This is a genomic window from Psychrobacter sp. LV10R520-6, from assembly GCF_900182925.1.
Taxonomy (GTDB): domain Bacteria; phylum Pseudomonadota; class Gammaproteobacteria; order Pseudomonadales; family Moraxellaceae; genus Psychrobacter.
The window spans coordinates 1,254,062-1,280,259 of the sequence record NZ_LT900024.1; the positions used below are offsets into that span (position 1 = coordinate 1,254,062).

The following is a 26,198-nucleotide window of genomic DNA, read 5'->3' on the forward strand; positions in this document are numbered from 1 at the left end:
CAGCAGTTTGTCGCTCCTTAGTTGCTATGGGCTGTCTTTGTTGCCCATTAGACCTCTTTCCAAACCAGAAAACATGTTAAATTAACCAACAGACGCCCTCATCATGACATACAACGAACTTATCAAACTACCAGCGCACCACTTCAAACGGTACATAGGCGTCAACAAAGACACCTTCGATAAAATGACCCAAATATGTCATCAGAGCTATCAAGTTAAGCATAAAAAAGGCGGGCGTCACAGTAGTATCAGCGTAGAAAACAAACTACTCATAACGCTCACCTATTACCGAGAATACCGAACCCAGTTTCATATTGCTCAAGACTTTGGTATATCAGAAAGTGCGGTATGTAAAAGTATTCACTGGGTAGAGCACGCGCTTATAAAACATCCAGACTTTGCATTACCGAGTAAAAAAGCCCTATGGCAAGACCCTCACATGGATACCGTACTCATTGATGCCACAGAAGTGGCCATAGAGCGTCCCAAAAAAAGCAAAAACAAGGCTACTCCGGTAAAAAGAAACGACATACCCTAAAGGCTCAGATAGTGGTCAACAAAGCGGATAAAAGTATTATCTGCACTCATTTCAGTACCGGTAGATGTCATGATTTCACACTCTTTCGTCACTCAAAACTAACCATAAACGAAGACATAACGATTAAAGTAGACTCAGGCTATCAAGGCATCCAAAAACAGCATAGCAACAGCGTATCACCTATAAAAAACAGTAAGAAGCATCCATTAACGCAAGAGCAGAAGAGAGAAAATAGGAAGCTTGCGGCTGAACGCATTACTAATGAGCATGTTATCGGTGTCTTAAAACGTTTTAGAATCTTATCTTGTCGCAATCGAAGAAAGCGTTTCGGGCTGCGGTTTAATTTGATTGCTGCTATTTATAACTTAGAGTTAGCCTAGTTTGGAAAGAGGTCTATTGAAGATACTCATAAGCCTTGCTAGTGTCTTTCTTTACGATATAACCATTTTCATAATAGAACGCTAACTCAGTATATGCTTCTGGGTAACCCATTTTTTCAGCTCTTTGGACTGCCTTAAACGCACTTTCGTCAAGATTATCAACTAAAGACCTTTGAAGCTTTGCATATCTAATATTGCACTCTGCATCTTTTAATTTATTAATACATTGAATCAAATACTTCAGTGCTTGCTCTTTTCGTGCTTTCTCTTCTCGTTCTTCTTTTCTTTGCTGTTGGAGTTTATAGCTATCGCTATAATTAGGACTGTATCCCGTCGATTCACGGTATTGTTTAACATTCTCTTTAGTATAGTAATCTGACATAAATATTAAAGAGGTTCTGTCATTTAGTTCAGCCCCTTTTCTGTACCAAGACCAAGCTTCGTGACGATCTTTATTCAACCCCATTATTCCATCATAATAGGCCTCTCCAATCTTACCAGCAGCATAACCAGAGCCATTTTCGAAAGCCGTATACAACCAAGATAAGGAGTCACCTTCCTGTCCAGAGAACTCATAGAATTTGGCTACTTCTTCTTGAGAAACTCGATCGCCTGATTTAGCTTTATTTAATAAATTCTGATTAATAGAAGCTGCATAACTAGAGCTGCTAAACGTAAACAACAAAACCAAGAGGATTGCTTTTTTCATATTATCTCTATCTTTATTGGGAACAACTGTTTGGTAGAGTATCAGAATATCTAATAATTTTCACGATGTATCAAACTATCAATGCCTTCAATTAATTATTTCATCAATTTCTTATCAGCATTTCTAGTAAAAAATTCAGGTAAGTTATCTACGGTATACTGTCTTAGAGATTGAACACTGTCCTTTTCCAAAGCATCAATAAAGAAAGCCCCAAGCAAAATTTTCTACCGTGTCAGCTTCTTACCTAACTTCTGCTGCTCTTTCGAATCAGTACCACCAAGCAAGCTCATAATACCTCCTTAAATTATCAAAATTTTTATGCCTTCAACTATAGCAAGTTCGCCAATATCTAACAATGTACTATGATATGGTTATTCAACGGATGTTTGCGTCCCACTGACTAAGTGCGCGTTTTTGAGAACTGTGATATTTTTCCCCTATCGGCTCATTTATTCCAGTTCTCAAAACACGTTGGGGACACCCCAAACCCCAAAAAATCAAGCTCGAAATAGGCAGTCGTTATGGAGATATTCATGGCAAGAACCAAGTCAGTATCAAGAGCAAAAGAAAAAATGCTATTGCTGCCGCTTATCGTGTTGGTGACAAATTGCTTGATGGAAGCAAAGAGAATGGCAAAGTACATGATTGTAAAAAACGCAGTGGCGTATTAAGTGCCGATATTATTTTACCGTCTGCCTTAGCTGAGGGCGACATTAGCAGAGCCGATGGTTACCCATTTGAACCTGATATCAAAGGCTTGTTTGCTGATTTTGATACGACCAGTAACCGCTTAGGTAATACGGTTGCCGATAAGAACACACGCTTAACAGCAGTACTGAAAGATGTAGCTGGAAAGGTTTAATTAAAAAATATCAGAGAGTAGTTAATCCCTGCCTTTAATTCCTGTTATTTGGTTGGAGCGGGATTAACATCCAATAATTAAGGTTTACGAGGAGTCACATGGTATAGATTTGGCTTGGCAGACGGTTTTGCTAGGCAGTAATATAACCTAAGATATTGCCCGTAACCCCATATCAACGCTGTAGAGATCTTTGATGCTCTCGACAATCTCGGGACAGTTCAAACATTGAAGCCTATATGTTTTCCTGTCGGAAGCTCCACATCGATACGGAGTTTGCCACCCATCGCTTCAACATATTTTTTCATGGTTGAAATCTTAAGATCATAACCACGATTTTCTATTGCTGAAAGAGATGGCTGTTTAATTCCAAGTGTTTCAGCCAGTTCTTTTTGTGAGAGTTTTAATTCTTCACGGATACAGTAAAGCTGACTTTCTAATAGCAGGCTGTCCGCCATTTCTTGAATACGAGCTTGGCTCTCTGGAGAGCGCTTAGCTAATAGTTCTTGTAGAGTCTTAGTCATTATATTTTTCTCCTAATGTTGAGAGATGAAGCTCATATTGTTTGTCTGCAATCGCCAGCATCTCTGTATAGAATCGCTTTTTACCACTTTTATCACCAATACAGAGCACAATGGCCTGGCGTAATGGATCAAATGCAAAAAAAGCTCGGAGTGGTTTACCTCGGTACTGAACACGTAGTTCTTTCATATTGGTAAATTTAGAGCCATATACGGTGTCAACTAAAGGACGGCCTAAACTCGGTCCTTTTTGCTCCAGAATAACCAAAGCAGCTAGCACTTTCTCTTGTATAGATTCTTCTTGTTGTTCAAGCCATTCATTAAACAGCTCTGTTGTGATGACTACCCACATATTAGAACCATGATATAGATTATAGTCTATATTTTATAGTTAACTGAGATACTTTTCAAATAATAATAGTAAACTTTAGTATTTTTCCGGAATTTTTGTTCGAGTTCACTCGGCTATGTTCCAGCGAGACCAACTATCCAAACCAACAATCAAGCTAACAGCCTAAAATTACCTTGGTTAAACTATAGTGCAATGATAGTCTGTTTCAGTTAGACTAAGCCTATTTTAAAAACAGCCAACTATACTGTAATAGGTTAATGATAGTGAGAAATTGGCAAGTAATAGCGTTGTGTTTTTCAATAATAGCTTCAATAGTAGCAGCTACTTTTTATCTCAAATATGAACCAAAGATGTTACTAACGTCTAACTAGGGACCAGTTGATCTAGGTAGAGTTTTTTCTGAAAAAGTAATGGTTGATGTCACTATGATAGACAACATAGGTGACGCTGGCGGTGATACAGAACTTATTACTGGATCTAGTTTTTATGACAAATCCGAGCCAGTAGACAAGGCATTAGTAAAGTTGGCTGATAGTTATAATAGAAATAAAGAGGAAAAGAAAAGATTAAAGTATAACGAAATAAGCCCTATTAGTGATGACGCATTCAAGCTGGAGATTCGTACTTATATTACTTATTTAAGTTCAAACTTCACGAATATGCCTTATACATTAACAATCTCAAAAGAAACATATCGTTTACCAACGGATGCAACTTTAAAAGAGAGTGTTGATAAAATAATTGAAACTAACTTCAAAAAGAAAAAAGAAAAAATATCAAACCACTTATTTATTACTGATAAAGTAGCATATGGCTTGGAAGAAAGTGTTAGCAAATAAGAGAGGAACATTATGGAGACCATCCCGAATTCTGTGTAACTGCCATTTAGATTAAATGCTTACTGATACGCTCATCAAACATAATCATAAAGCGATTTAAGGCAGACGTCCAGTTACGGATTGGCATAGACCACTTTTTACAGACTGATGATGGTCAGATTCAACACTTTGTAGTCAGTCAAGCGCAGCTACACTACCGTCAGGCTATATTTTTAGATGAGGTAATCTCGGTGCGTATTGATAAGGTTGAGCTAAAACCTGCTAGTATTGTATTTTATCAAAGCATTCATCGCAGCTTACCAGAAAATGAGCCAGCAGATAAATCTAAGTCTATTAACACTTTATTAAGCAGCACTAAAATCGTTATTGCCTGCGTCCAAAATCAAATAAAGCCTGACCCCTCACCACAATCATCGCCACAACCATTAGACCAGCCAGTCAAACAAGAATCGGTGGCCCCTATGGCTGTTGATAGTAACCCACTAATACGACCGATCCGCGTGCCACAAAAGTTATACGATATGATTCAAAAGGCTATCAAGCATCACGCTGATGAGCAATAACCGCTGCTGATGAACAGTCTTACTTATAATAAGAGTACCAATTCTATGCTCACGTTTGAGAATATCTGGGTACATAGCGCACGCCCTACGGTAGTAAGCTCTAGTAGTAACGTCGCTGTGAGTAAGGATAGTCAGGGTATGAGTAGGAAAAATTCGACTCATTCTGCGGTATCTAATGTACTTGCTCAGTATCAAAAACAGCATCAAAAGTGGCTAGCGCAAATAAAGCGTAGAATTTTGCCTAATGAGTCAGTAGCTAATAAATCAATCCCTGCTCATAAACGCGCACTGATAGTCGGTGCTAGTGGCACACTATTACCAGGGCAGGTGACCGTATTAACTGGCCCTTCTGGTAGTGGAAAATCGATATTGTTGCGCGTGCTAGCAGGTCTATCTTCTATGGACACAGGTGATGTTTGGCAGTACGACGACCCTGTTCAACGTAGCAGTAGCGACTGTTGCATTCATACCACGCCGCCTACCCAATGGCGCGCGCAGGTTGCACTACTTGCCCAGCACCCACAACTAATAGAAGGTAGTGTCCTTGATAATTTGCAGATGCCGTATCGTCTGCAGGCTTACCAGCAAAGCTATTTTGATAAGGACTGGCATATTGAACAACTGGCTTATTTAGAGCGCACAGCAGACTTTTTACAGCAATCCGCCAACCACCTATCAGGTGGTGAACGGCAACTAGTCAATACCTTGCGTCTGCTACAATTGGCCCCGCAAGTGCTGTTATTAGATGAGCCCACTGCCGCTTTAGATCCCGGTACATCGGCGAAACTTGTCCAACTAATAATCAACTGGTTACGCGCTGAGCCACAGCGCACTTTGCTATGGGTGACTCACGACACTCAAGATATTATGCCATTAGCAAATAATCATTGGCACATGCAGGCAGGCGTATTAACTGAAATATTCTAAGACTATAATTAAACTATGTACCTATTACCCGTTTTCCCCCTTCTATTTTTTGGGTTCTATTTCCCTATCTTACGTTGAATATTTTTTATAATGAGCTCCTATGACTGGTACAGACGATTTGCAAATTTTACTGACTGTCAGTGATGTTGCGCTCGCCAGCAGCATGATCATACTGGTTCTAATAGTGTCGTGGCGGCTACAGCTAAAGTTGACTGCGACACTTTTGACAGCTGCCATTCGTACGGTAGTACAGCTTAGCTTTATTGGCTTAATACTGGCATGGATCTTTGCACGTGAACAGTGGTATGAAGTGCTACTGATTTTGACCATTATGACTTTGATTGCAGGAGGCGCTGCCAAAAATCGAGTCAAACGCAGCTATAAAGGGTTATTTACCGATACCCTTATTGCAGTGAGTACATCGGCCGTGTTAGTCACAATCATTGCTATTGGTCTTATCTTACAGGTACGACCGTGGTATACACCTCAGTTTATTATCCCCATATTAGGTCTGATACTAGGCAATTCTTTAACAGCAATCTCATTGACCAGTAACCAGCTTATTGAAGCCTTTCATGAGCAACAGACGCGTATTGAGATGATGCTAACCCTATCCGCCCGTCCATTTGAAGCTGTACACGAGCAGATACGTGCCGCTATTATCAGCGGTATGACACCCACGCTCAACTCTATGCTGGTGGTTGGTATTGTCAGCTTACCTGGGATGATGACAGGTCAGATACTCGCCGGTGCGGATCCTACTCAAGCAGTACGTTATCAGATTGTGACGATGTTTCTAATTTGTGTGAGTAGCACACTTGGCTGCACAGTAAGTGCCCTGCTCATTTATCGACGTTTCTTTAATAACAAACAGCAGTTTGTCGCTCCTTAGTTGCTATGGGCTGTCTTTGTTGCCCATTATATATAAAGATATCTGTCAGCTTTATATATATGTACTGCTCAGTTCTTGTATGCTCATATGCAGTTCAGTTATAGTTATGCTAATGTATTGCTGAAATATGTCGTTATGTTTTCTTAACTTTCAATTTATAAGTTAATAGGAATCGATAAAAAGTATCAGAACTTAAATATTTTTTTAACGGTTAAGTTTGTTTTGACGGTTAAATTCGGTTAGGCGCTGAACCTGCTAAATGGTTCTTTTTCTGTAACTAAGCGAAAATAATATAATGACAACAATATCTGAATAGTCTGTCAATAAACAAGGACGTTATCGCACTTAGCGGCATTTTGCTCGCATCAGCGCTGATTCGTATTATTGATACGGACAGAACTGTTTTCTCATAACGCCTTTCCCGGTATTAATTATTAAACTTTGAGGACGCTGACAATGACAGTGAATAAACCTTGGCTTGCTCAATATCCTGCAAGTGTGCCTAAAACGATTGATCCTGATAAGTATGGCAACTTGATAGAGCTGTATGAGGAATGCTTTAACCGCTTTCGCCTGCATCCTATGAGTGTTTGTATGGGTATTACTCATACTTATGACGACGTTGACAAAGCGTCGCTCGCGATTGCAGCTTGGCTACAAGCACAAGGGATCCCCAAAGGTAGTATCGTGGCACTCATGATGCCAAACGTACCGCAGTATTTGCCGACTATGATTGGTATATTGCGCGCAGGCTATGTTTGCACCCCGATCAATCCCTTGTATACAGGCCGTGAGCTGCGTCATCAACTGAATGACTCAGGGGCTAAAGTTATCTTTATTATTGATAATTTTGCTCAAGCGCTTGAGCAAGTGGTTGATGAGACTTCTATTGAGCGTATTGTCCTATCAAAAATGGGCGATATGATGGGCTTAAAAGGTATTTTAGTTAATACTATTATCCGTCAAGTCAAACGCTTGGTACCTAAATATAATCTCAATGACCCTAAGCACGAAGTAACCAAATTCCCTGACGTGCTTAAACAAGGTAAGAACTTACCCTTTCAAGCGCCAAAAATGGCCTTAAAACAAACCGCTATTTTACAATATACCGGTGGTACGACAGGGCTTTCGAAAGGAACTATTTTAACTCAGCGTAATATTGCAGCCGCCGCTATGCAGTCTGAAGCTTGGTTCCGGCCTATCACTTCAGAGATTAATGAGGTGTATATCAATATGGTAATGGCTCTGCCGTTGTATCATATTTTTGCCTTTATGCTCAGCCTGTTAGGCATGCGCTCAGGCCATACTTTTATATTGGTACCAAACCCGCGAGATATACCAGGGTTTGTCAAAACTCTATCAAGACAACCCTTTCATATCTTCCCTGCCGTCAATACCTTGTTTAGAGGATTGCTTGATAATCCGAACTTTAAACATCTAAACTTCAGTTCGCTACGCCTCTCGCAGGCGGGCGGTATGGCAGCGACTGAACAGACAGCCGCACGCTGGTTGGAAGTCACTGGTTGTCCCATGATTGAAGGTTGGGGTATGACCGAAAGTGTGGCTGCTGGTACTGCCAACATCGTAACTGATCGAAAATTTAACGGTACGATTGGCTTGCCATTACCTAGCGTCGATATTACCGTTATTGATGATGAGGGTAATCGTGTCGGCGTAAATCAGTCCGGCGAGATGTGCATCAAAGGGCCAAATGTGACTTCAGGTTACTATAATAAAGACCGTACTGATGAGTTTACCAAAGAGGGTTACTTTCGTACTGGCGATATTATTAGTATGGATGAGAAAGGCTACATTACCTTATTAGACCGCAAAAAAGATATGGTTTTGGTCTCGGGCTTTAACGTCTTCCCGAATGAGATTGAATCGGTAATGCTAGAGTGTGACGGCATTATTGACTGTGCAGTGATTGGCGTTCTCGACGAGCGTCAAGGTGAAGCGGTCAAAATCTACATTGTGCCCGCAGACAACAATGTCACCAAAGACATCATTAAGGAATTTGCACTGGATAACCTAACTGGATATAAATGTCCTCGTCATATCGAATTCGTTAGTGAGCTACCAAAGAGCAACGTCGGCAAAGTACTGCGTAATAAACTGCGTGAAAAACACCTAGCAGACCAGGGTTAATGTTGTTTGATAGAATATGGTCTTTTATTGAAAAAATAAATCGTTAAAAAAGCCCTTTATATTAAATGTAGAGGGCTTTTTATGGTTCTAATTTTGAAAATATAAGTTTGGAAACATAATTTAATCAGGAATAAATCTGCTTAGCTGATTTTGTTAACTACACTTAAAGGTAAATGCTTCATCGCTTGACCGACTATGGACCATGGAAGGCTAGGCACGCAAGCCTCTTCAACGCCAAACTCAATCGCCGCAACCATAGCTTTAGTACCGGTTTGCGCATCAACCTCAAACGGTAGTTTTTTGGCATTTTCGTTGATTTCGGTACGAATATAACCCGGATAAATAGTAGACACCTTAATTGGTAATTTAGTAATTAGCATATCAGCGCGAATACCTTCTGCTAAATGCGCCAAGCCCGCTTTACTCGCCCCATAAGTGGTCATATGCCCTGCCAGACCGCGCATCGCTGACATGCTTGATATCACTACTAGATGACCACTATTTTGCTCACGGAATATCTTCATTGCCGCTTCGCACTGCGCTAATGCTGAGATAAAGTTAATCTCAGCGGTACGGCGATTGGTCTCAAAGCGCCCTTTACCAATACGTCGACTCTCACCAACACCAGCGTTTACTACTACCCGATCGATATGACCAAAGTCAGCTTTGAACGCGTCAAAGACTTCAAATATATCATCATAGTTACTGACGTCCAAAACGCGATACTCAATACGAATCTCAGGATAACGATCCATTAGTTCGGCTTTGAGCTGCTCTAAGCGTTCGGTACGGCGCGCACAAATAGCTAAGTTATATCCTAACTTGGCAAATAGCCGTGCCATACCTTCCCCTAGACCTGAGCTGGCACCCGTAATCAAAACTGTTTTATCACGTCCGACCTGCTGTTTATTCAAGCCTTTTAAATAACGCGCGGGCTGAATAGCACTAAATACTTGTTCTTTACTTTGCTTGGCGGCTTGTGTCATTGAACTCATTATTTTACTTGGCATAGGCAGTCCCTTGTATATCTATATTAAAGCAGAGCCAAAACGCTATAAACTTTGTTTATAGTGTTTTGAAAGTGTTTATAGCGTCTTTTTAAAGCGTCTTGCTAAAAGCAGTCTATTATAATGACTATATCTCAATGCATAAGTGGCGGTTATGTATTCAAGGCGGTTATTTGATTATTCAATCTATTTAACAGCTTATCGCCACGTCACAAACCGCTTGCCATCAGCAAATAAATGACTGTATTCGTTTACAGATAACAAGCGCGTACTCTGCTCTTGTAAGGTAATAGCAGTAACCCCCGTATTAACCAAACTCTTATTAAGCTGATAAGCAACTTGACTGCCTTGTTGTAATAATTGCGCGGTAATAGCCGCTATAACGCCACCTGAAGTAAAAACTAGCACGGTACTATCACGCTCTAAGTGGCTTAGATTTGCCACTTGTGACCGCACTTGCTCAAGTGCTTGTTGCGCGCGGCTACTAAACTGCGGCCAACTCTCAACATAGTCAGCATCATTGTCACCGTGATGCCAGCGCTGCATAGCACGGTCAAACAGCTCAGCTAAGCGTGTTTGTGGGGCGTCCGTTTTAGCAAGCTCAGCAGCAATCGCTGCTTGACTGGTAAAAGCAGGGTCAGACTTGATAAACACATCTTTGTGATTAAACTCATCAAATATCGGCAGCACATAACTATCGGGAGTTTCCATATTTATGATGGATGACTCGCTACTAGTAGCTAACGATGGCTGATAAGTTTCCCAGAAATGGCGCGCAGAGTCCTGTTGCCGGACCAAGCTACCAGTAAAAATAGCATCGATTCGGCGCTGAGTAGTCGCATAGTGCTGACCTAACATGCGTGCTTGCGTACCGCCCAACTCTGAAAGTTGATCGTAGTTTTCTTGTCCAAAGGATGCTTGGCCGTGGCGTGCCAAGAGTATGGTTGTCATAGTGGTACTGCCTTTTTTAAGGTTGGCTATTTTTTATCACTTAATCCATGTAGTGCCTGCTTATAGCCAGAAGTTTTTTACAGTCCAAAGATATATTATTATCTAAGTACTAAAACCCTAAGCACTCGAATCTTAAATATTAGGATACTCAAGCTACTTGGGCGCCGCGTCAAAATAGCCTTTGGGTAAAATACCTTTGACTACTGACTGTACAGGGCTTGGTAGCTTCTCAATAGTGGCAGCATCGACACCCATATCTTGCAAGTGCGGCTGCACATGACTGGTAAACAGTACTTCCCCTTCATACTTAGCAATGAGTTTGAGGCATTTAGCATGTAAGACCTGGACGATAATCCAAAAGTTATTAAAGGCGGGATTGGTGGTTTGCTTATGATAGTAGCGATAATAAATCTGCTGCACGATACCGGCTAAGCGGAACAAACCAAACACTTCATAAAAAGTCCAATTGTCTATTTCTAAGCCAGTCTTACCAAGGTAGTATTCAACTACTTCATCGCGGGTCATCATACCCTCTAGATGGGTCGGCTGGCGTCGCGACTGTTGCATGATGATATTATCATCCACCTCAATCCAATAAGCCAGCGCACTGCCTAAGTCCATCAGAGGATCACCTAAAGTCGCCATCTCCCAGTCGAGCACACCAATTACCTTAGTAGGGTTCTGGGCATCTAGAATGACATTATCAAAGCGCCAATCATTATGAATGACGCAGGTTTTGCTATCTGCAGGCGTGTGCTTGCTGAGCCATTGTCGTACCAGAGCAAAGCTGGGTACGTTCGGTGTTTTTGCTTTGACATAGCGCTTGTTCCAACCACTTACCTGCCGCTCGCAATAGCCATCACCACGACCTAGCTCTACCAAGTCCGGATGGTCCTTATAATCGACCTGATGTAACTCAACTAAGGCATCGATGACATTGGTACATAACTCGCGTGTTTGCGTGGGATCAAGCTCAATTCCTTTGGGCAAATTGGCACGTGGAATAATACCTTCCATGCGTTCCATAATATAAAAGTCTGCACCAATGATCGCTTCATCGGTGCACAGCGCGACCATTTTTGGTACATACGGATAGACATCAGTAAGGGATTTTTGCACCGTATATTCGCGAACCATATCATGGGCAGATTTGGCCTTTGTACCTTTTGGTGGGCGACGCAATATTAGATCTTGGTTTTCATGTTGAGAGCTATATTGTAAGCGATAGGTCCAGTTTGATGCGCCACCTGAGAACTGGGTAACGGTTGGTTCGCCTACAACCTCAATCCCTTGGTCGCGCAACCAATTGCTGACAGCTTGAGCATCAAGTTCCTCGCCATCACGAATGGCGCCACCTTTGTCTAGTACTTTCGTATTTACTTCGCCTTGATTGTCAACCTTGTTATTATCCGTGTCTGTACGACTTTCAGCACTGATATCGTCAGTATTATCTTGATTATCTGCCATGTGACATTCCTTATCATTTGGTTGCAGGGTTGTTTATTTTCTTTCTAGTCAATTTTTGCTTAGGCTATTTAAATAGCCCCTTATGGTAAGTCCGATTTTAAAATATACAATGCAGCGAATAAAATACTACCCGCTGCACATAACTATCTTCTAACGCCATTATTTTACAGGTTACGAATTATAATCAAGATTTAGACGGACGACGAAAGCCCTGACGCTTTAGCTCTAGTTTAGCAATCATAGTTTTATGAACCTCATCAGGGCCATCGGCTAAGCGTAACGCCCGTGCCTGTGCAAAGAAGCTTGGCAACATTGTATCTTGACAAACGCCCATGCCGCCATAAATCTGAATCGCCATATCGACCACTTCTTGTAATACCGTAGGCGCGACTACTTTAATCGCTGAGATTTCAGTTAAGGCCGCTTTAGTGCCTTGGCTGTCCATTTTTTGGGCGGCATATAGCGTTAATAACCGCGCCTGATCAATTTTAATACGTGCTTCAGCAATACGTTCTAAATTACCACCTAATTGTAGTAAGGGTTTGCCAAAAGCAGTACGATTCATACCGCGATGAATGGCAAGCTCAAGTGATTTCTCGGCCGCGCCGACACAGCGCATACAGTGATGAATCCGGCCTGGCCCTAGACGGCCTTGGGCAATCTCAAAGCCCATTCCTGCGCCACCAATAAAGCTAGTAACCGGCACGCGTACATCGGTAAAGCTGACCTCGCCATGACCGTGCGGCGCATCATAGTCACCAAATACTTTTAGCATACGTTCGATATTAACGCCTGCTGTTTTCGCAGGCACGAGCACCATAGAATGCTGATGATGGCGATCTTTACTGTCATCAGGCGTATAAGCCATCACAATCAGCAAGTTAACTGCCGGATCACCCAGACCGGATGACCACCATTTGCTGCCATTAATAACAATCTCATCGCCTTCAACCACAGCAGTTGCCTGCATATTGGTTGCATCACTTGACGCCACATCAGGCTCAGTCATACAAAATACCGAGCGGGTCTTGCCAGCAAGTAAGGGGGTTAGCCACTGGTCTTGCTGCTCAGAACTGCCATAACGCCATAACAGCTCCATATTGCCACTATCAGGGGCATTACAGTTGAAGACATAAGGCGCAAGCAAACTGCGTCCGGTCAGCTCAGCAATAGGCGCGTAATCCGTAACTGATAGCCCTGCCCCTAATTCATCATCCGGCAAGAATAAATTCCAAAGCCCAGCCTCACGTGCTTGTTTGCGCAAGGTCTCATACGCTTCTGGCCACTGCCAATTAAGCCAATTACCATCGGGGTTTTGCTCATGGCAGTCTTGCCAGAACTGTACTTCTATCGGTTCAATTTGAGTCGCAATAAAGTCTTTGACTCGTTCATGCATGGCTTGACCATGTGGGGATGCTGTAAACATTACTGTAGACGCTGTAGACATAGTTATATTCCTCTTCCTTGTTGGATGTTTATGGTTGCTGATTTTTAAATGGCATGTCTTGATCATTAAAGCTATATTGCTGATAAAAATCTGACTTTTTTGCTTGCTTGATAGCATGCGCTTGGGTTGGCGCGACAATCAATAGCTTATGATGGAACTCTTCAAACTCACCGGCAAGATAACCGCCTAAATTAATAAAAAACAATTTTAACTTGTCCGTATTTTCTTCTGTGCTATCAGCAGCCTGCCACTGGATACAATAATTGTCTATTTTAGTCACTTGACGGTAAGCATCCAAATGCCATGCATTCTTTACTTCTGGCCAATAATTATTAATGGCATCAATAAAATCACCGATACGCTCGCCGACGCCAAAATACATATCATGTTGCTCAATCAGACGTCCTTTTGGTCGACCGCCAATTTTAATCATAAACAATTCTGGCATCACGATTCCTTCTGTGCATGCATCGCTTTACTGGTATAAAATCAACGCTCACTCTTTATAGCATATCCACTATAATGAAACAGCAAAAAGGCGCGACCGGCTAGGCCACGCCTTTAGAAAATCTAAACAGATTACTTACGATTGTCAAATAAATCGATACATGCAACCGTGCTATACGAATAGCTCTTAATGGCTTAACTACTATTTTAAAATATTCAAACGACTATTGAAGTCAAAACGCATTAAAGCGTCTGGTAGTTTATCGACCGCCATACTGAGTGTTGCTTCAGCCGCTTGCGACAGTCCTAATTTCTCTGCCAAGGTTGGCTTTTGGCGTGAATGCAGCGCATACACTTCGTTGTTGTCCATCCGCTCTAAAAGATAGCTGTCTGAGGTTTGCAAACTATCAACCAAGTTGAGATGCACGGCATCTTCACCATACCAATGCTCACCGGTCGCGACCTTATCCAAATCAAGCATTGAGCGATAACGGTTGACGAAGTGCTTAAACAGCTGATGCGTCTGTTCCAGCTCTTCTTGATATTTGGCACGGTCTTCAGCATCATTTTCGCCAAATACGGTTACTGTGCGTTTATAGTCGCCAGCGGTAAACATCTCATAATCAACGTCGTGATTTTTTAACCATTTATGGAAGTTAGGCAATTGTGATACCACCCCGATGGAACCAATAATCGCAAATGGCGCAGCAACGATATTATCCGCCACACAAGCCATCATGTAGCCGCCACTGGCAGCGACTTTATCCACACAGACAGTTAGTTTTAGACCCGCGTCTTTAAGACGTACCAATTGTGCTGCTGCTAGACCATAGCTGTGTACTAGACCGCCGCCTGATTCGAGGCGTACAACCACTTCATCGCCTTTATTGGCCGTGCTTATTAGCGTGCTAATCTCTTCGCGTAAATGCTTTACGGCAGTGGCTTTAATGTCACCATCAAAGTCGAGTACGAAAACCTGCTGGCCTTTATCTTTATTTTTGGCTTTATCTTTTGAGGCTTGTTTGTCTTTTTTTGCCATGCTTTTTTTAAGTTTTTTCAGTGCCGCTTTACCTTGGGTAGCTTCCATCAAGTCTTGGCGGCGTTGCGCTTGGCTCTTATTAAGGTGCATAACTTTAAGTTCAACGGGATTTTTGGGCGGATGAAATAACATAACTAGAATTCCTTTAATTATTAAAATGATATCAGTATTTTGCCAATAGTTTTTGTAGATAGGGTCATAAACGTCATCTTGATATGCGCGCGATAGCAATAATTTTCAAGCGTGAAGTTAATATTTAACCAATTGCCAACATTGCTAAATAAATAGCTTACTTACACCGTACTCCTGATTTTTGAATGTGTTGGTATAGTTGTATAACAAAGCCATTTTAGGCATAATATGCGTTTATACCAAATTTTCTGCAGCTAACGTGATGAGCATTTGTCTTAATCGCGTTGTTTGCGCTATTTTTGCTAGTGGCTTGAATATCGCAGCGATGGCAGCATTATTGTACTTTGAATTGGGCTGATAACTGGATAATAAATATTATGACGAACAGCATTACGACGCAAAGCGAAATGACAACAAAAAGTAGTATGACCACGCATAGCCAGCACAGCCAATATCGAGATGAATATTGTGGAGCCGTAACTGAAAGCTTGCTGGAGCAAACCATTAGTATCGTTGGCTGGGTACATCGTCGCCGCGATCATGGTGGGGTTATTTTCTTAGATATGCGTGACCGCGCTGGTATCCTACAGGTGGTCGTCGATCCCGATACGCCAGAAGCCTTTGCTATTGCTGATGCCGTACGTCCTGAATACGTGCTAAAAATTACGGGCCGCGTCCGTAAGCGCTATGAAGGTACTGAAAACAACAATATGACTAGTGGTCAGATTGAATTACTAGGTAAAGAAATTGAAGTATTGGCCAAATCTGAGACCCCGCCATTCCCATTGAATGATGAGAATACAACGGTTTCAGAAGAACTGCGTTTAAAGTATCGTTATCTTGATATGCGCCGTCCGCAGATGCAAGATCGCATGGTCTTTCGTGCTAAAGCCACATCAGCGATTCGCCGTTATTTAGACGATCATGGTTTCTTGGACGTTGAAACCCCTATTTTGACCAAAGCCACTCCTGAAGGTGCGCGTGATTATCTCGTGCCTTCGCGTACACGTCCAGGTAGCTTTTTTGCCTTACCGCAGTCGCCACAGTTATTTAAACAGCTGTTGATGGTGGCAGGTTTTGATCGTTATTATCAAATCGCTAAATGCTTCCGTGACGAAGACTTACGTGCCGATCGTCAGCCAGAGTTTACCCAAGTAGATATTGAGACTTCTTTTCTTAACGAAGAAGAAATCATGAACATCAACGAAGGTCTTATTAAGCACGTCTTTAAGACCATGTTGGACGTTGAATTTGAGCAGTTTCCGCGTATGACTTACGCAGAAGCAATGCGTGACTATGCTTCAGACAAGCCTGACTTGCGTATTCCATTGAAGTTAGTTGATGTTGCAGACCTTATGCAAAGCGTTGATTTCAAAGTATTCGCAGGCCCTGCTAATGATCCTAAAGGCCGCGTTGCAGCATTACGTGTACCGAACGGCAGCACGATTAGCCGTAAGCAAATCGATGAATATACTAAATTCGTCGGTATCTATGGCGCGCGGGGCTTGGCTTATATCAAAGTTAATAATGCCAGTAACATCAATAATGGCGTGGATAAAGAGTCTGGTCTACAATCACCAATCATCAAAAACATGACTGATGATGTACTTGCTAGCCTAATTGAACGCACTGGCGCCCAAGATGGCGATATTATCTTCTTTGGTGCGGATAAAGCCAGTGTCGTGAATGACGCAATGGGCGCGCTACGTCAAAAAATCGGCCTTGATCTGAAGATGACTACCTGTCAGTGGGCACCACTGTGGGTGACTGACTTCCCAATGTTTGAAGAAACAGGCGATGGTAAATGGACCTCAATGCATCACCCCTTCACTAAACCAAAAGGTTCAGTTGAAGAGTTGAAAACCAATCCAGAAACGGCACTATCTGTCGCTTATGATATAGTCTTAAACGGTACTGAGATTGGTGGCGGTAGCTTACGTATCAATACGCTTGAGATGCAAAAAGCGGTATTTGAAGCCTTAGGTATCGATGCGGTCGAGGCCGAAGACAAATTTGGCTTCTTACTTGATGCCCTAAAATTCGGTGCGCCGCCGCATGGTGGTTTGGCGTTTGGTTTGGATCGTCTGATTATGCTCATGGTGGGCGCAAGCTCTATTCGTGATGTCATCGCCTTCCCAAAAACCAAGACTGCTGAAGACCCGCTGACTAAAGCGCCTGCTGAAGTGGATAACAAACAGCTGCGTGAGCTTGGTATTCGTCTGCGTGAAAAATCTCAACCTGATGCTAGCAAACCTGCGCAGTAAATGGTCTAATCATGTGCCGATACTTTGTACAGTCTGACTCCTTAGCATGTAACTTATTGGCATGTAACTTATTAACATGTAATCTACTAACATGTGAGCGGTCATGAACCCGTATCATATTTTCAAATATGTGCCATTGTCTGTATTACAGATGCTGGCACGTGTTGTTGCCTGGATAATCATGTGGCTGCCAAACTTAAGTATTGTGCGCACCATTAAGATTAATATGGCACTTATTGAGCCGTCACTATCTGGCCGGCAAAAACAAACTTTGATTAAAGATATTGTCCGTCATCAGTGTCTTAGCAGTGTCGAGTCCATTAAAAGCTGGGCAATGTCGCCTGAATGGAGCATTGCCCAAATTTGCGACGTCCATAACAAAGAAATTTTTTTAGAAGGCATATCTAATTCTAACGGTATGCTCGCCATTGTGCCACACTTAGGCACATGGGAGATGATGAATGCGTGGCTCAACCAGTTTGGTTCACCGACTATCATGTATAAACCTGTTAAAAGTAAGATGACTAATGACTTTATATTGCAAGGTCGCGCGCGTCTCAATGCGACCTTGGTACCGACGGATAGTAGTGGGGTCAAAGCAGTCTTCAAAACTCTCAAACAAGGCGGCTTTAGCATTGTCCTACCCGACCATGTCCCTGATCCTTCAGGTGGGGTGGTCGTCCCCTTCTTTGGTGTTGAGACCTTAACCAGCACTCTTGCCTCTAAACTCGCTAGCAAAACCAAATGTGCCTTAGTCGGGTTATCCTGTATCCGTCGTAGAGACGGGCGCGGCTTTGATATCTATTGCTATAAGCTCGATGACCCAGAATTATATGATCGTGACGCCTCTACTGCTGCCCATACCCTAAACCAAGCTATGGAACAAATGATTAAAGAAAAATGCAATCATTACATGTGGGGTTATCGGCGTTTTAAAAACATACCTATTTTAGGCAACCCTTACAATGCTGATAAAATGGCATTGTCAGATTTCGTGCGTGCGAATCGCTCTGCACATGATGGAGAGGATACATTTAACCGCAATAATACCGATCAGCAGAATAGTTCTTGCGATGACAAGCTTAAACCCTAGTAGTCGATCATAGTGGAATAATATAGGTACTTAAGCGTTCAGACATACAGATAATAGTATCTGTGCTAAGATTAACGGGTATTTTTAGCATTTTATTCACATCAATACGAGTGCACTATGGCAATTGAAACCTCTTTGACTACTCAAATTCAAACAGACACTACTGCAGCTGAACAGCGTTATATTATCTGTATGAAATGGGGTGACAAATACGGTCCTGAATACGTCAATCGCTTGTATAATATGGTCAGTCGCCATTTAACGCTAGACTTCCAGATGATCTGCTTGACTGATGACAGTACCGGTATCGACCCTGCGGTACATTGCTATCCAATTCCTGAGCTGGATTTACCATCAAGTTTACCAGAGCGTGGCTGGAAAAAGCTCACTACTTTTCGCCCTGAGTTATACGATCTCAAAGGCGTAGCCCTATTTCTAGATATTGATATTGTTATCGTTGATAATATTGATGCATTCTTTACTTATGAAGCCGAGCATGAAGATAGCGTGATCATTATTCGTGACTGGAAAAAACCCTGGCGCATGGTTGGTAACAGCTCTGTTTATCGCTTTAAAGTGGGTATGCATACCTACCCTAATCTACTATCGAACTTTGAGCGTAATTTTAAGACTATCAGCCAGCAAGTTCGTCATGAGCAAGCCTACCTATCCAACTACTTACGTGAACACCATCATTTAGAGTATTGGGATAAAACCTGGTGCGTCAGCTTCAAGTATCAATGCATTGCACCCATTCCCTTTAATTTAGTACGGGCCCCGCATCTGCCTGAGAATGCAAAAGTCGTTATTTTTCATGGTGAAATTAACCCGCCAGAAGCTATCAGTGGTGGCGGCGGTAAATGGTATCGCCACGTCAAACCAAGTCCGTGGCTCATGCCGTATTGGCAGTAAATATTTCTATAGAGTTACAGCTCTAAGCGCTCATTATTTTTTAGGCTATTTAACGAGTCAATATTTGACAAGTCACAATCTATTAGCCTCCTTGCCATGCAAAAAAATCATCAAACGAAGCAATCAAAAATAACGGTTAAAGTTAAAGGTCAAAAGCAACTAACGGAAAACCATATGGTGCTAAATTTGCGACTACCTTCTACCGTTGAGTTTAATATTGAAAACCAGCGGATCAGTATCCAGGCTTTCGACGCTACTGAGGCCAAGCAAAACCTACATAAGCAAGCTGTAAACATTGTCGCCTCCGGCCCTTCTGTTGCTAACGTAACTTTCTCAGAGCTGCGCGACACCCCCACTATTTTTGTCAACGGTAGCATCAGTCTCACTAAGCAGCACAACTTTACCAATGTCGTCGGTTATGTCATTAGCGACGCCCACTTTATCAACCATCAGCCTGAGATTTTACGACAGCATTATGCTGGTCAGCCTCTATATGCGACCTTGGCCGTATTTGAAGCGATGGCGGTAACACATCCTGACATCATGCGCACTTATCATCATGCCATGCGTGTATTATATCCCGTAGATAGACTCTGGGGGGTCAAATCGAATAAGCTGTTGTTTAGTAAGTTAACCTTTAAAAAGAAACTGCTCAATAAAAAGAGGCCATTATCCCACTTTATGAATCATCCAAATTTTATTATTGATGGTAGCCATAGGTCTGCTAATATTGGCGTCTCTCTTAACATTACTTATGGATTTGTAGAGGCAGGAACCGTGGCTTATGTGGCAACGCAATTGGCCTTCTCACGTCATGCTTCTGTCATTCATCTGTATGGTATGGATTTACTCAACAGCAACCAGCCCCGGTTTTATGAAAACGAGGACAATAGCGCCCCAAGCAAACTCGATAAAGCAACCAGCGAACGCATTGTACCGTCATTTAACTTATTGGGTAGAGTCTATAAAGAACATGGCGTCTCTATTATTAATCATTCCCCTATCTCCAAAGCATTGTTCAATAGTCTTTGTTGATATTACTCCCTAAATCTAACACTTGACCAAACTCTAAATATTGCCGAGCAATGCAATTTGGCAACAGCTGTTGATTCAATGGCACTTTATAATGATTCAGATTCTCTATTGCCTGACTCATGAGCATTGCCAGTCCATCGATATCGCCTACAGGTATTAAGTTGCTCTCCGGCAATAGCTCTCTTGGGCCAAACGGACAATCGGTACTAATCACTGGAACATCTAATGCTTGCGCCTCAACAATCACATAACCAAACCCTTCAAATTTGGAGGTAAGTACTAATAATGCTGCAGCGGCAATTAATGGATAAGGATTGGCCTGAAACCCTAGAAAATGAACACAGTCGCCAATATTAAGTTGAATAGCCAATTGCTTCATCTCATCTTCAAGTTTGCCTTTACCCACCAATACCAAAGGTAACTTTCGTTCTGTTTTAGCATACGCTTGCAACAAGTCTCGATGGCCTTTCATGGTATCAAACGATGCCACATGAACTATATATCCCTTATTAATCAAACCAAACTGCTCGATGGATAAAAGCTGTGTAGCGGCTTTTCTGATTTCATCAGCATCACATGGATTATAGATCGTCGTCGTTCTATTGAGATTAGTGCTATTAACACTATTGCCTATAAGTGCTAACAAGTCCTGACGCGCACCCTCACTGACACAGCTACAAGGATGGGCGCCATAAACCCTTTTTAAATGTGCAATAGTTTGCGCAGGCATGGTTGCCAATTGGTCTTGGAATTGTCTGGACAACGCGGTATGTAGTACGTTGACGATATTTGGCAGTTGGCTGTAAGCCATGATCCAATTGAGTTTGTAAATATTAACCAGTATCAAATCTGGCACGCCTATATTTGCAAGCACATGATCATCTATCTGCTTGGCAAGCCTCCTATAGGCTACTGCTTGTCCAGACTCTGGCTCAAATTCTGAGCTGTCATTATTATGCGGCTGACTATATGCCACTACGTGATGCTGCACGCGAGGATCTAACGACATATCCTGCGTATCTTCCAGACACAGCACATGAATACGATAGTCCATTGCTAAGTAAGCATGCGCCAACGTGGTTACCATACGTTCAGCACCACGGCCTTCTAGCGCTTTTAATATGAGTAGAATGATAGGTTTAGTCATAGCAATCTCAATAAGTATCTTTAATCTACTAATTTTACGCTTATAGGCTATGTAGGTTCGTCGATAACCAATCAACCCTTGAATTGTTGCAGTGATCTTACTTTATATGCTAATCTCACTTGCCTTGATGTTGGTAGCAGCAATTAGCTTAGATATAGGTATATCTCATTGACTAGCCAATAAAAAGTAGTTATCTTCCATGGTAAAATCAGCCCGCAAGATGTTCTCGCTAGTAGTAATTGGTGATAAATAGCATCGTTATGTTAAACCAAATCATTAACTAAGGGAGTATTCGGTGTGAATCATCCGCAAACTATTCGGTCATATCGCCTATCCATAGTAATGATCGTCAAGAACGAAGCTAAAAATCTCGCTATAACTTTACCTTCCTTACAAGGGCTAGCTGATGAAATCATCGTACTCGATTCTGGTAGTACTGATCATAGCCGTAAACTCGTAGAGCAATATGGTGGCAAATGGTACGTCAATACTGATTGGCAAGGCTTTGGTAAACAACGCCAGTTAGCGCAATCTTATGCCACAGGCGATTGGATTTTAGCCTTAGATGCTGATGAAGAAGTAACACCACAGCTTAAAGAAAGTATATTACATACCATCTCAAAAAAACCTAATGACATAGTGTACGGCATTAAGCGCATTGACTGTATTTTTGGCCATGCTATTGACCCTACCTACTGGGCAATCAAAGCGCATTGGCGATTATACCCTAGCCATTTTTTTTACAATGAAAATTTAGTACATGAATCTGTGGTGTTAAATGATGCGAAAGTTAAAACCTTAGAAGGTTTCTTACGTCACCATACCGCAGAAACCCCTCTATTTTGGCTACAAAAGCGACTAGATTATGCCAAAGCCTGGGCAGATGATCGTCACACCCGCGGTAAAACTGTATCAATACCATCGATAATACTCCATACCTTTTGGGCATTTATTAAACAATATATGATTGATGGTCGCTTTTTAAAAGGTAAATACGGGTTAATATATTCGTTACTATTTACCCAATATACTTTTAATAAATATGCCATTTTATATGACCTAACTCATAATCAAGCAGAGCGGACATTTATAGAATCTATAGAAATGACCCAACAATTACGACCAATAAATTTATCAAAAAAACAAAACACAGTATCTTTGGTGATGATTGTAAAAAATGAAGCCAAGCATTTAAAAGCGTGTTTAGACACGGTACAAGATATTGTCGATGAGATTATTATTTTGGATTCAGGCAGCACGGACAATACCGAAGATATCGCTCAACAATACGGTGCAAAATGGCATGTTAATATAGATTGGCAAGGATTTGGCAAGCAACGTCAATTAGCTCAATCCTATGCTACCGATGATTATGTCTTAGTATTAGATGCAGACGAGCGCTTAGACCAAGCACTGCGGCAATCAATTGTCGACGTTTTAAATCAACCCTTACAAACTAACAAAGTATTTAGTGTGGCACGAGTAAATACATTTTGCGGTGTCGAAGTACAAAAACGCAAGTGGTATACCGATAAGCACGTTAGACTTTATGCCAATCAACAGTTTAAATATTCAAGTTTAGAAGTTCATGAGTCTCTGGACCACCAAGGTGTGCCCAGAGTAGTGCTGGAAGGTTATTTACCCCATATTACCAATGATACGTTACATCACTTTTTGGTAAAAAACATTCGCTATAGCCATGACTGGGCAAATGAGAAGTATCAAAAGGGTAATAAAGTAAGTCTAATCGGATTATTATCACGGTCTTGGTTTTCTTTCATTCGAGAATATATAATTCGTGGCGAAATTTTGGGAGGGGCGTATGGTTTTATACTCGCTTTTGCATCCCTTGGTTATACTATGGATAAATATATTATATTATGGCAGATTCATCAAAATAAATATCGTGGAAAATAGAAAACCTTCATATTATAAGAATAATATAACAAGATGAAACCGCTACTATCAAACACTTATATTTGGATAAATAACGCATGCCCATGCAAAATATAGTCATTAGCTTAAAATCAGCCCAAGATAGAAGACGACATATAAAAAGTGAGTTCCAGAAGCATAATGTTGCTTTTAGCTTTTTTGATGCTTTAACCCCAGATTTGGCTAAAGCTCGCGCACTAGATATAAAAATCAATAACAATGAGCAAGTTTTATCTGGGGGTGAGTTTGCCTGCATGATGAGTCATGTAAGTATATGGCAAAAAATGATTGATGAAAATATACCTTATTTAACCATTTTTGAAGATGATATTTATTTAGGAGAAGATGCCGAATACTTACTCAATACTTTTGATTGGATAGAGCCCGAATGGAATATTATAAAAATTGAAGCATTTAGTAAAAAAGCTTTTTTATCGGCTGATACTCACGAGATTATAGCTAATAAACGTTATATCTCTGAGTTGAAAAGGAAAAATCTAGGTGCAGCAGGTTATATTCTGTCGTTACATGGTGCCAAAGTATATCTAGATTATATTTTAAATAGTAACTTACTACCAGTTGACGAATTGATGTTTAACACATTTATTAGCGAGAAGACTGAACCCGTGTATCAGATGACACCGGCGCTTTGTATCCAGGAAATGGTCCTAAATAAAACTAAATCAGGTTTATTATTGCCTAGCTCGTTAGAAGTAAATCGTAGAAATCGTATGAAATTAGAAAAAAAAGGCGGCTTAATGAAAGTACGTAAAGAAGCCATTAGATTAGTCAGTCAAGCAAAAGATGCTTTATTTGCTAAGGAAACACCTTTTAAGTAACTGTTAACAATAATCTGTATGAAAGTACTATCGTACAACCGAGGTGATATGAGAACAATTGCAATAAAAGATCTACAGTTATTGGGGCAAGGAACTCAAAAACGAGTGTATGCACATCCTGATCATACCGATAAAGTTATTAAACTAATGAAGCTAGAGAACGCTACATTTGACGGTGGTAGAGCTACACAACATCATTTGCGTTCACATCGCTCGCAAGGTATATATAGACAGTTTCGTAGAGAAATACTGCAATATTTGCAGCTGTGCAAAAATAATTATAGTCAGCACAAATTTACTTTTCCGATAGAGACTACCTATGGGTTTATTGCTACTGATTAGGGATTAGGATTAGTCACTGAAAAAGTTATCAGTCCTAACGGTTTACCGCTAACATTACATGAAATCTCTGCCAACAACTTCTTTAGCGACAAACATAAAAAAGCACTCGATCAATTCTTTGGTGAATGCTGTGAGCTACATGTAGTGTTTGGCGAAGTTAATATCGCAGGTATTATGTATACTGAAAAAAGACAGGGCTTTCCTGAGTTTGTGTTAGTCGATGGCATCGGTGAGAAGCTTCTCATTCCTTTTAGAGCTATGAGTAAAACAATTAACAGTCGTAATGTTAAAAAAGTAGAGAGAGAAATTAAGAGTAAACTATTAGAGTTATCTGGTTAGAATACTGACTAAACAATATACGTAGCTAAGATTTACGATTTAATAATAGCGAGATTCCATCTAATGAAAAAAACTGAAAGCTTTATCACTTTTCCCCTTGTAACAATAATAATACCTTGTTTTAATAGTGAGGACTTTATCTTGGAATGCATTGATAGTGTCTTAAAGCAAAACTACTCAAGTATAGAAATAATAGTAATTGACGACGGATCAACAGATAATACTGTAGAAAAATTAAGAAAATATGAAGCTACTGAGCATATCTATATTTTACAACAAGATAATCAAGGTGCTTGCGTAGCAAGAAACAAAGGGTTGTTCAGAAGCAAAGGTAAATATATCAAATTTTTGGACTCTGATGATCTTCTAGAGCCTTTTATTATTGATCAGCAGGTTCAACTTTCTGAGACTCTAGATAGTAATGCCATTGTATATGGTGATTACTATTTGTTAGAAGGTAATAGAAAGAAATATATAGACACCTCTCTACCTGATGGAGGTCAAACTGAACTATTAGTCTTACATGATATATTAACGTCAACACCTTTACACCGAAAGTGGATGCTTGATAAGATCAGCGGTTTTGATGAACGTTTTCGAAATGGGCAAGAGTGGAATCTGCATATTAGATTATCTTCAGAAGGGTATCTATTCTATCATCAGTCTATTCCAATATTTTGCTATAGAATTCATAAGTCGCCTAATCGTATCACTAATATGAAAAAAGCTGAAGGAAACAACTTATTATATGAGGCTAAAAAAGTAGAGATGACTATCGAAAAACTTTCTGATAACTTTTCTGGCGATCCAAATGCAGCTTTTTCTTATAAGTACTGGGTTATAGCCAGAAAGCTATATAGAATCGGCGATAACAGATACAAAGATTTCATTTTTAAAGCTAAAAACGTATCTAATAACTATCAAAAACATTGGAAAACCAAAAATAAATTTTTATTCAAGCTTTTTGGGTTTAATGCTGTTGAAAGCTATTATCGGTTATTTAAGAAGCACTAGACTTCTTATAAAAGTACTATTTTACTAACTCCTACAAAAATCGACGACTTATGCAAAAGG

Annotated in this window: 23 protein-coding genes and 2 pseudogenes; 15 read left to right on the plus strand and 10 right to left on the minus strand. The window is 40.9% G+C overall.

Annotated features, from left to right (window positions below; translation table 11 throughout):
- The first annotated feature begins 103 nt into the window (after positions 1-103).
- Positions 104-918, plus strand: a protein-coding gene (locus tag U1P77_RS05220) for an IS5 family transposase (RefSeq protein ID WP_321156318.1) whose coding sequence is annotated in 2 segments (ribosomal slippage) — positions 104-488 and positions 488-918 — 816 coding nt in all. Because the reading frame shifts where the segments join, the coding sequence is not laid out codon by codon here.
- Positions 919-931: 13 nt separating this feature from the next.
- Here U1P77_RS05220 and U1P77_RS05225 read toward each other — a convergent pair.
- A complete protein-coding gene (locus U1P77_RS05225; RefSeq protein ID WP_321156319.1) occupies positions 932-1,627 on the minus strand; it encodes an SEL1-like repeat protein in 696 nt (231 codons plus the stop codon).
- A gap of 715 nt (positions 1,628-2,342) precedes the next feature.
- On the opposite strand from U1P77_RS05225, the pseudogene U1P77_RS05230 reads away from it, so the two are divergent.
- Positions 2,343-2,480, plus strand: a pseudogene (locus U1P77_RS05230) (type I restriction-modification system subunit M); the annotation flags it as partial.
- 227 nt (positions 2,481-2,707) lie between these two features.
- On the opposite strand, the gene U1P77_RS05235 reads toward U1P77_RS05230, so the two are convergent.
- Positions 2,708-3,010: a type II toxin-antitoxin system RelB family anti-toxin gene (locus U1P77_RS05235; RefSeq protein WP_321156320.1), complete on the minus strand. Its 303-nt coding sequence runs from the start codon at positions 3,008-3,010 to the stop codon at positions 2,708-2,710.
- Complete coding sequence (locus tag U1P77_RS05240) at positions 3,003-3,359, minus strand: type II toxin-antitoxin system RelE/ParE family toxin (RefSeq protein WP_321156321.1); 357 nt, start codon at positions 3,357-3,359, stop codon at positions 3,003-3,005. Before U1P77_RS05240 ends, U1P77_RS05235 begins: the two co-directional genes overlap by 8 nt.
- A 425-nt stretch (positions 3,360-3,784) precedes the next feature.
- Between U1P77_RS05240 and U1P77_RS05245 the strand changes: the two genes are divergently transcribed.
- The 5 genes from U1P77_RS05245 to U1P77_RS05265 all read left to right on the plus strand — a co-directional run bounded on the left by U1P77_RS05245 (position 3,785) and on the right by U1P77_RS05265 (position 8,728).
- Complete coding sequence (locus tag U1P77_RS05245) at positions 3,785-4,198, plus strand: hypothetical protein (protein ID WP_321156322.1); 414 nt, start codon at positions 3,785-3,787, stop codon at positions 4,196-4,198.
- A gap of 230 nt (positions 4,199-4,428) precedes the next feature.
- Positions 4,429-4,761: a hypothetical protein gene (locus U1P77_RS05250; RefSeq protein WP_321156323.1), complete on the plus strand. Its 333-nt coding sequence runs from the start codon at positions 4,429-4,431 to the stop codon at positions 4,759-4,761.
- A 138-nt stretch (positions 4,762-4,899) separates the two neighbouring features.
- On the plus strand, positions 4,900-5,688 hold the full coding sequence (locus U1P77_RS05255) for an ABC transporter ATP-binding protein (RefSeq protein ID WP_321156324.1): 789 nt from the start codon (positions 4,900-4,902) through the stop codon (positions 5,686-5,688).
- Between the two features lie 100 nt (positions 5,689-5,788).
- A complete protein-coding gene (locus tag U1P77_RS05260; RefSeq protein ID WP_321156325.1) occupies positions 5,789-6,580 on the plus strand; it encodes an ABC transporter permease in 792 nt (263 codons plus the stop codon).
- A 456-nt stretch (positions 6,581-7,036) separates the two neighbouring features.
- Positions 7,037-8,728 carry an AMP-binding protein gene (locus U1P77_RS05265; protein ID WP_321156326.1) on the plus strand — a complete coding sequence of 564 codons (1,692 nt, stop codon included), beginning with the start codon at positions 7,037-7,039 and terminating at the stop codon, positions 8,726-8,728.
- Positions 8,729-8,868: 140 nt separating this feature from the next.
- On the opposite strand, the gene U1P77_RS05270 is transcribed toward U1P77_RS05265, so the two are convergent.
- From U1P77_RS05270 to sohB, 6 genes are all read right to left on the minus strand, one after another.
- The gene (locus U1P77_RS05270; RefSeq protein ID WP_321156327.1) at positions 8,869-9,738 is read right to left on the minus strand and encodes an SDR family oxidoreductase; all 870 of its coding nucleotides are present in this window, start codon (positions 9,736-9,738) and stop codon (positions 8,869-8,871) included.
- A gap of 195 nt (positions 9,739-9,933) precedes the next feature.
- Positions 9,934-10,686 carry a histidine phosphatase family protein gene (locus U1P77_RS05275; RefSeq protein ID WP_321156328.1) on the minus strand — a complete coding sequence of 251 codons (753 nt, stop codon included), beginning with the start codon at positions 10,684-10,686 and terminating at the stop codon, positions 9,934-9,936.
- A 153-nt stretch (positions 10,687-10,839) separates the two neighbouring features.
- The gene (locus U1P77_RS05280) at positions 10,840-12,153 is read right to left on the minus strand and encodes a phosphotransferase family protein (protein ID WP_321156329.1); all 1,314 of its coding nucleotides are present in this window, start codon (positions 12,151-12,153) and stop codon (positions 10,840-10,842) included.
- 184 nt (positions 12,154-12,337) lie between these two features.
- Entirely contained in the window at positions 12,338-13,579 is a 1,242-nt protein-coding gene (locus U1P77_RS05285) for an acyl-CoA dehydrogenase family protein (protein ID WP_321156620.1), read from the minus strand.
- Positions 13,580-13,628: 49 nt separating this feature from the next.
- The gene (locus U1P77_RS05290; protein WP_321156330.1) at positions 13,629-14,048 is read right to left on the minus strand and encodes a DUF1543 domain-containing protein; all 420 of its coding nucleotides are present in this window, start codon (positions 14,046-14,048) and stop codon (positions 13,629-13,631) included.
- Positions 14,049-14,249: 201 nt separating this feature from the next.
- Positions 14,250-15,236: a protease SohB gene (gene sohB / locus U1P77_RS05295; RefSeq protein WP_321156621.1), complete on the minus strand. Its 987-nt coding sequence runs from the start codon at positions 15,234-15,236 to the stop codon at positions 14,250-14,252.
- 407 nt (positions 15,237-15,643) lie between these two features.
- Between sohB and aspS the strand changes: the two genes are divergently transcribed.
- From aspS to U1P77_RS05315, 4 genes are all read left to right on the plus strand, one after another.
- The gene (aspS, locus tag U1P77_RS05300) at positions 15,644-17,482 is read left to right on the plus strand and encodes an aspartate--tRNA ligase (RefSeq protein ID WP_321156622.1); all 1,839 of its coding nucleotides are present in this window, start codon (positions 15,644-15,646) and stop codon (positions 17,480-17,482) included.
- A gap of 103 nt (positions 17,483-17,585) precedes the next feature.
- A complete protein-coding gene (locus U1P77_RS05305) occupies positions 17,586-18,575 on the plus strand; it encodes a lysophospholipid acyltransferase family protein (protein WP_321156331.1) in 990 nt (329 codons plus the stop codon).
- A gap of 117 nt (positions 18,576-18,692) precedes the next feature.
- Positions 18,693-19,487, plus strand: coding sequence for a glycosyltransferase (locus U1P77_RS05310; protein WP_321156332.1), 795 nt, complete (start codon positions 18,693-18,695; stop codon positions 19,485-19,487).
- A 96-nt stretch (positions 19,488-19,583) separates the two neighbouring features.
- On the plus strand, positions 19,584-20,522 hold the full coding sequence (locus U1P77_RS05315; protein ID WP_321156333.1) for a WaaZ-like lipopolysaccharide core biosynthesis protein: 939 nt from the start codon (positions 19,584-19,586) through the stop codon (positions 20,520-20,522).
- Here U1P77_RS05315 and U1P77_RS05320 read toward each other — a convergent pair.
- Positions 20,506-21,669: a glycosyltransferase gene (locus tag U1P77_RS05320; RefSeq protein ID WP_321156334.1), complete on the minus strand. Its 1,164-nt coding sequence runs from the start codon at positions 21,667-21,669 to the stop codon at positions 20,506-20,508. The genes U1P77_RS05315 and U1P77_RS05320 overlap by 17 nt on opposite strands.
- A gap of 342 nt (positions 21,670-22,011) precedes the next feature.
- Between U1P77_RS05320 and U1P77_RS05325 the strand changes: the two genes are divergently transcribed.
- The 4 genes and pseudogenes from U1P77_RS05325 (at position 22,012) to U1P77_RS05340 (ending at position 26,138) form a co-directional block, all read left to right on the plus strand.
- Positions 22,012-23,586, plus strand: a complete 1,575-nt coding sequence (locus tag U1P77_RS05325) for a glycosyltransferase family 2 protein (protein ID WP_321156623.1) — start codon at positions 22,012-22,014, stop codon at positions 23,584-23,586.
- A 77-nt stretch (positions 23,587-23,663) separates the two neighbouring features.
- Positions 23,664-24,443 carry a glycosyltransferase family 25 protein gene (locus tag U1P77_RS05330; protein WP_321156335.1) on the plus strand — a complete coding sequence of 260 codons (780 nt, stop codon included), beginning with the start codon at positions 23,664-23,666 and terminating at the stop codon, positions 24,441-24,443.
- A gap of 48 nt (positions 24,444-24,491) precedes the next feature.
- Positions 24,492-25,124, plus strand: a pseudogene (locus tag U1P77_RS05335) (YrbL family protein).
- Between the two features lie 63 nt (positions 25,125-25,187).
- Positions 25,188-26,138 (plus strand): glycosyltransferase family 2 protein, encoded by a 951-nt coding sequence (locus U1P77_RS05340; RefSeq protein WP_321156336.1) that lies wholly within the window; start codon positions 25,188-25,190, stop codon positions 26,136-26,138.
- Positions 26,139-26,198 lie beyond the last annotated feature (60 nt).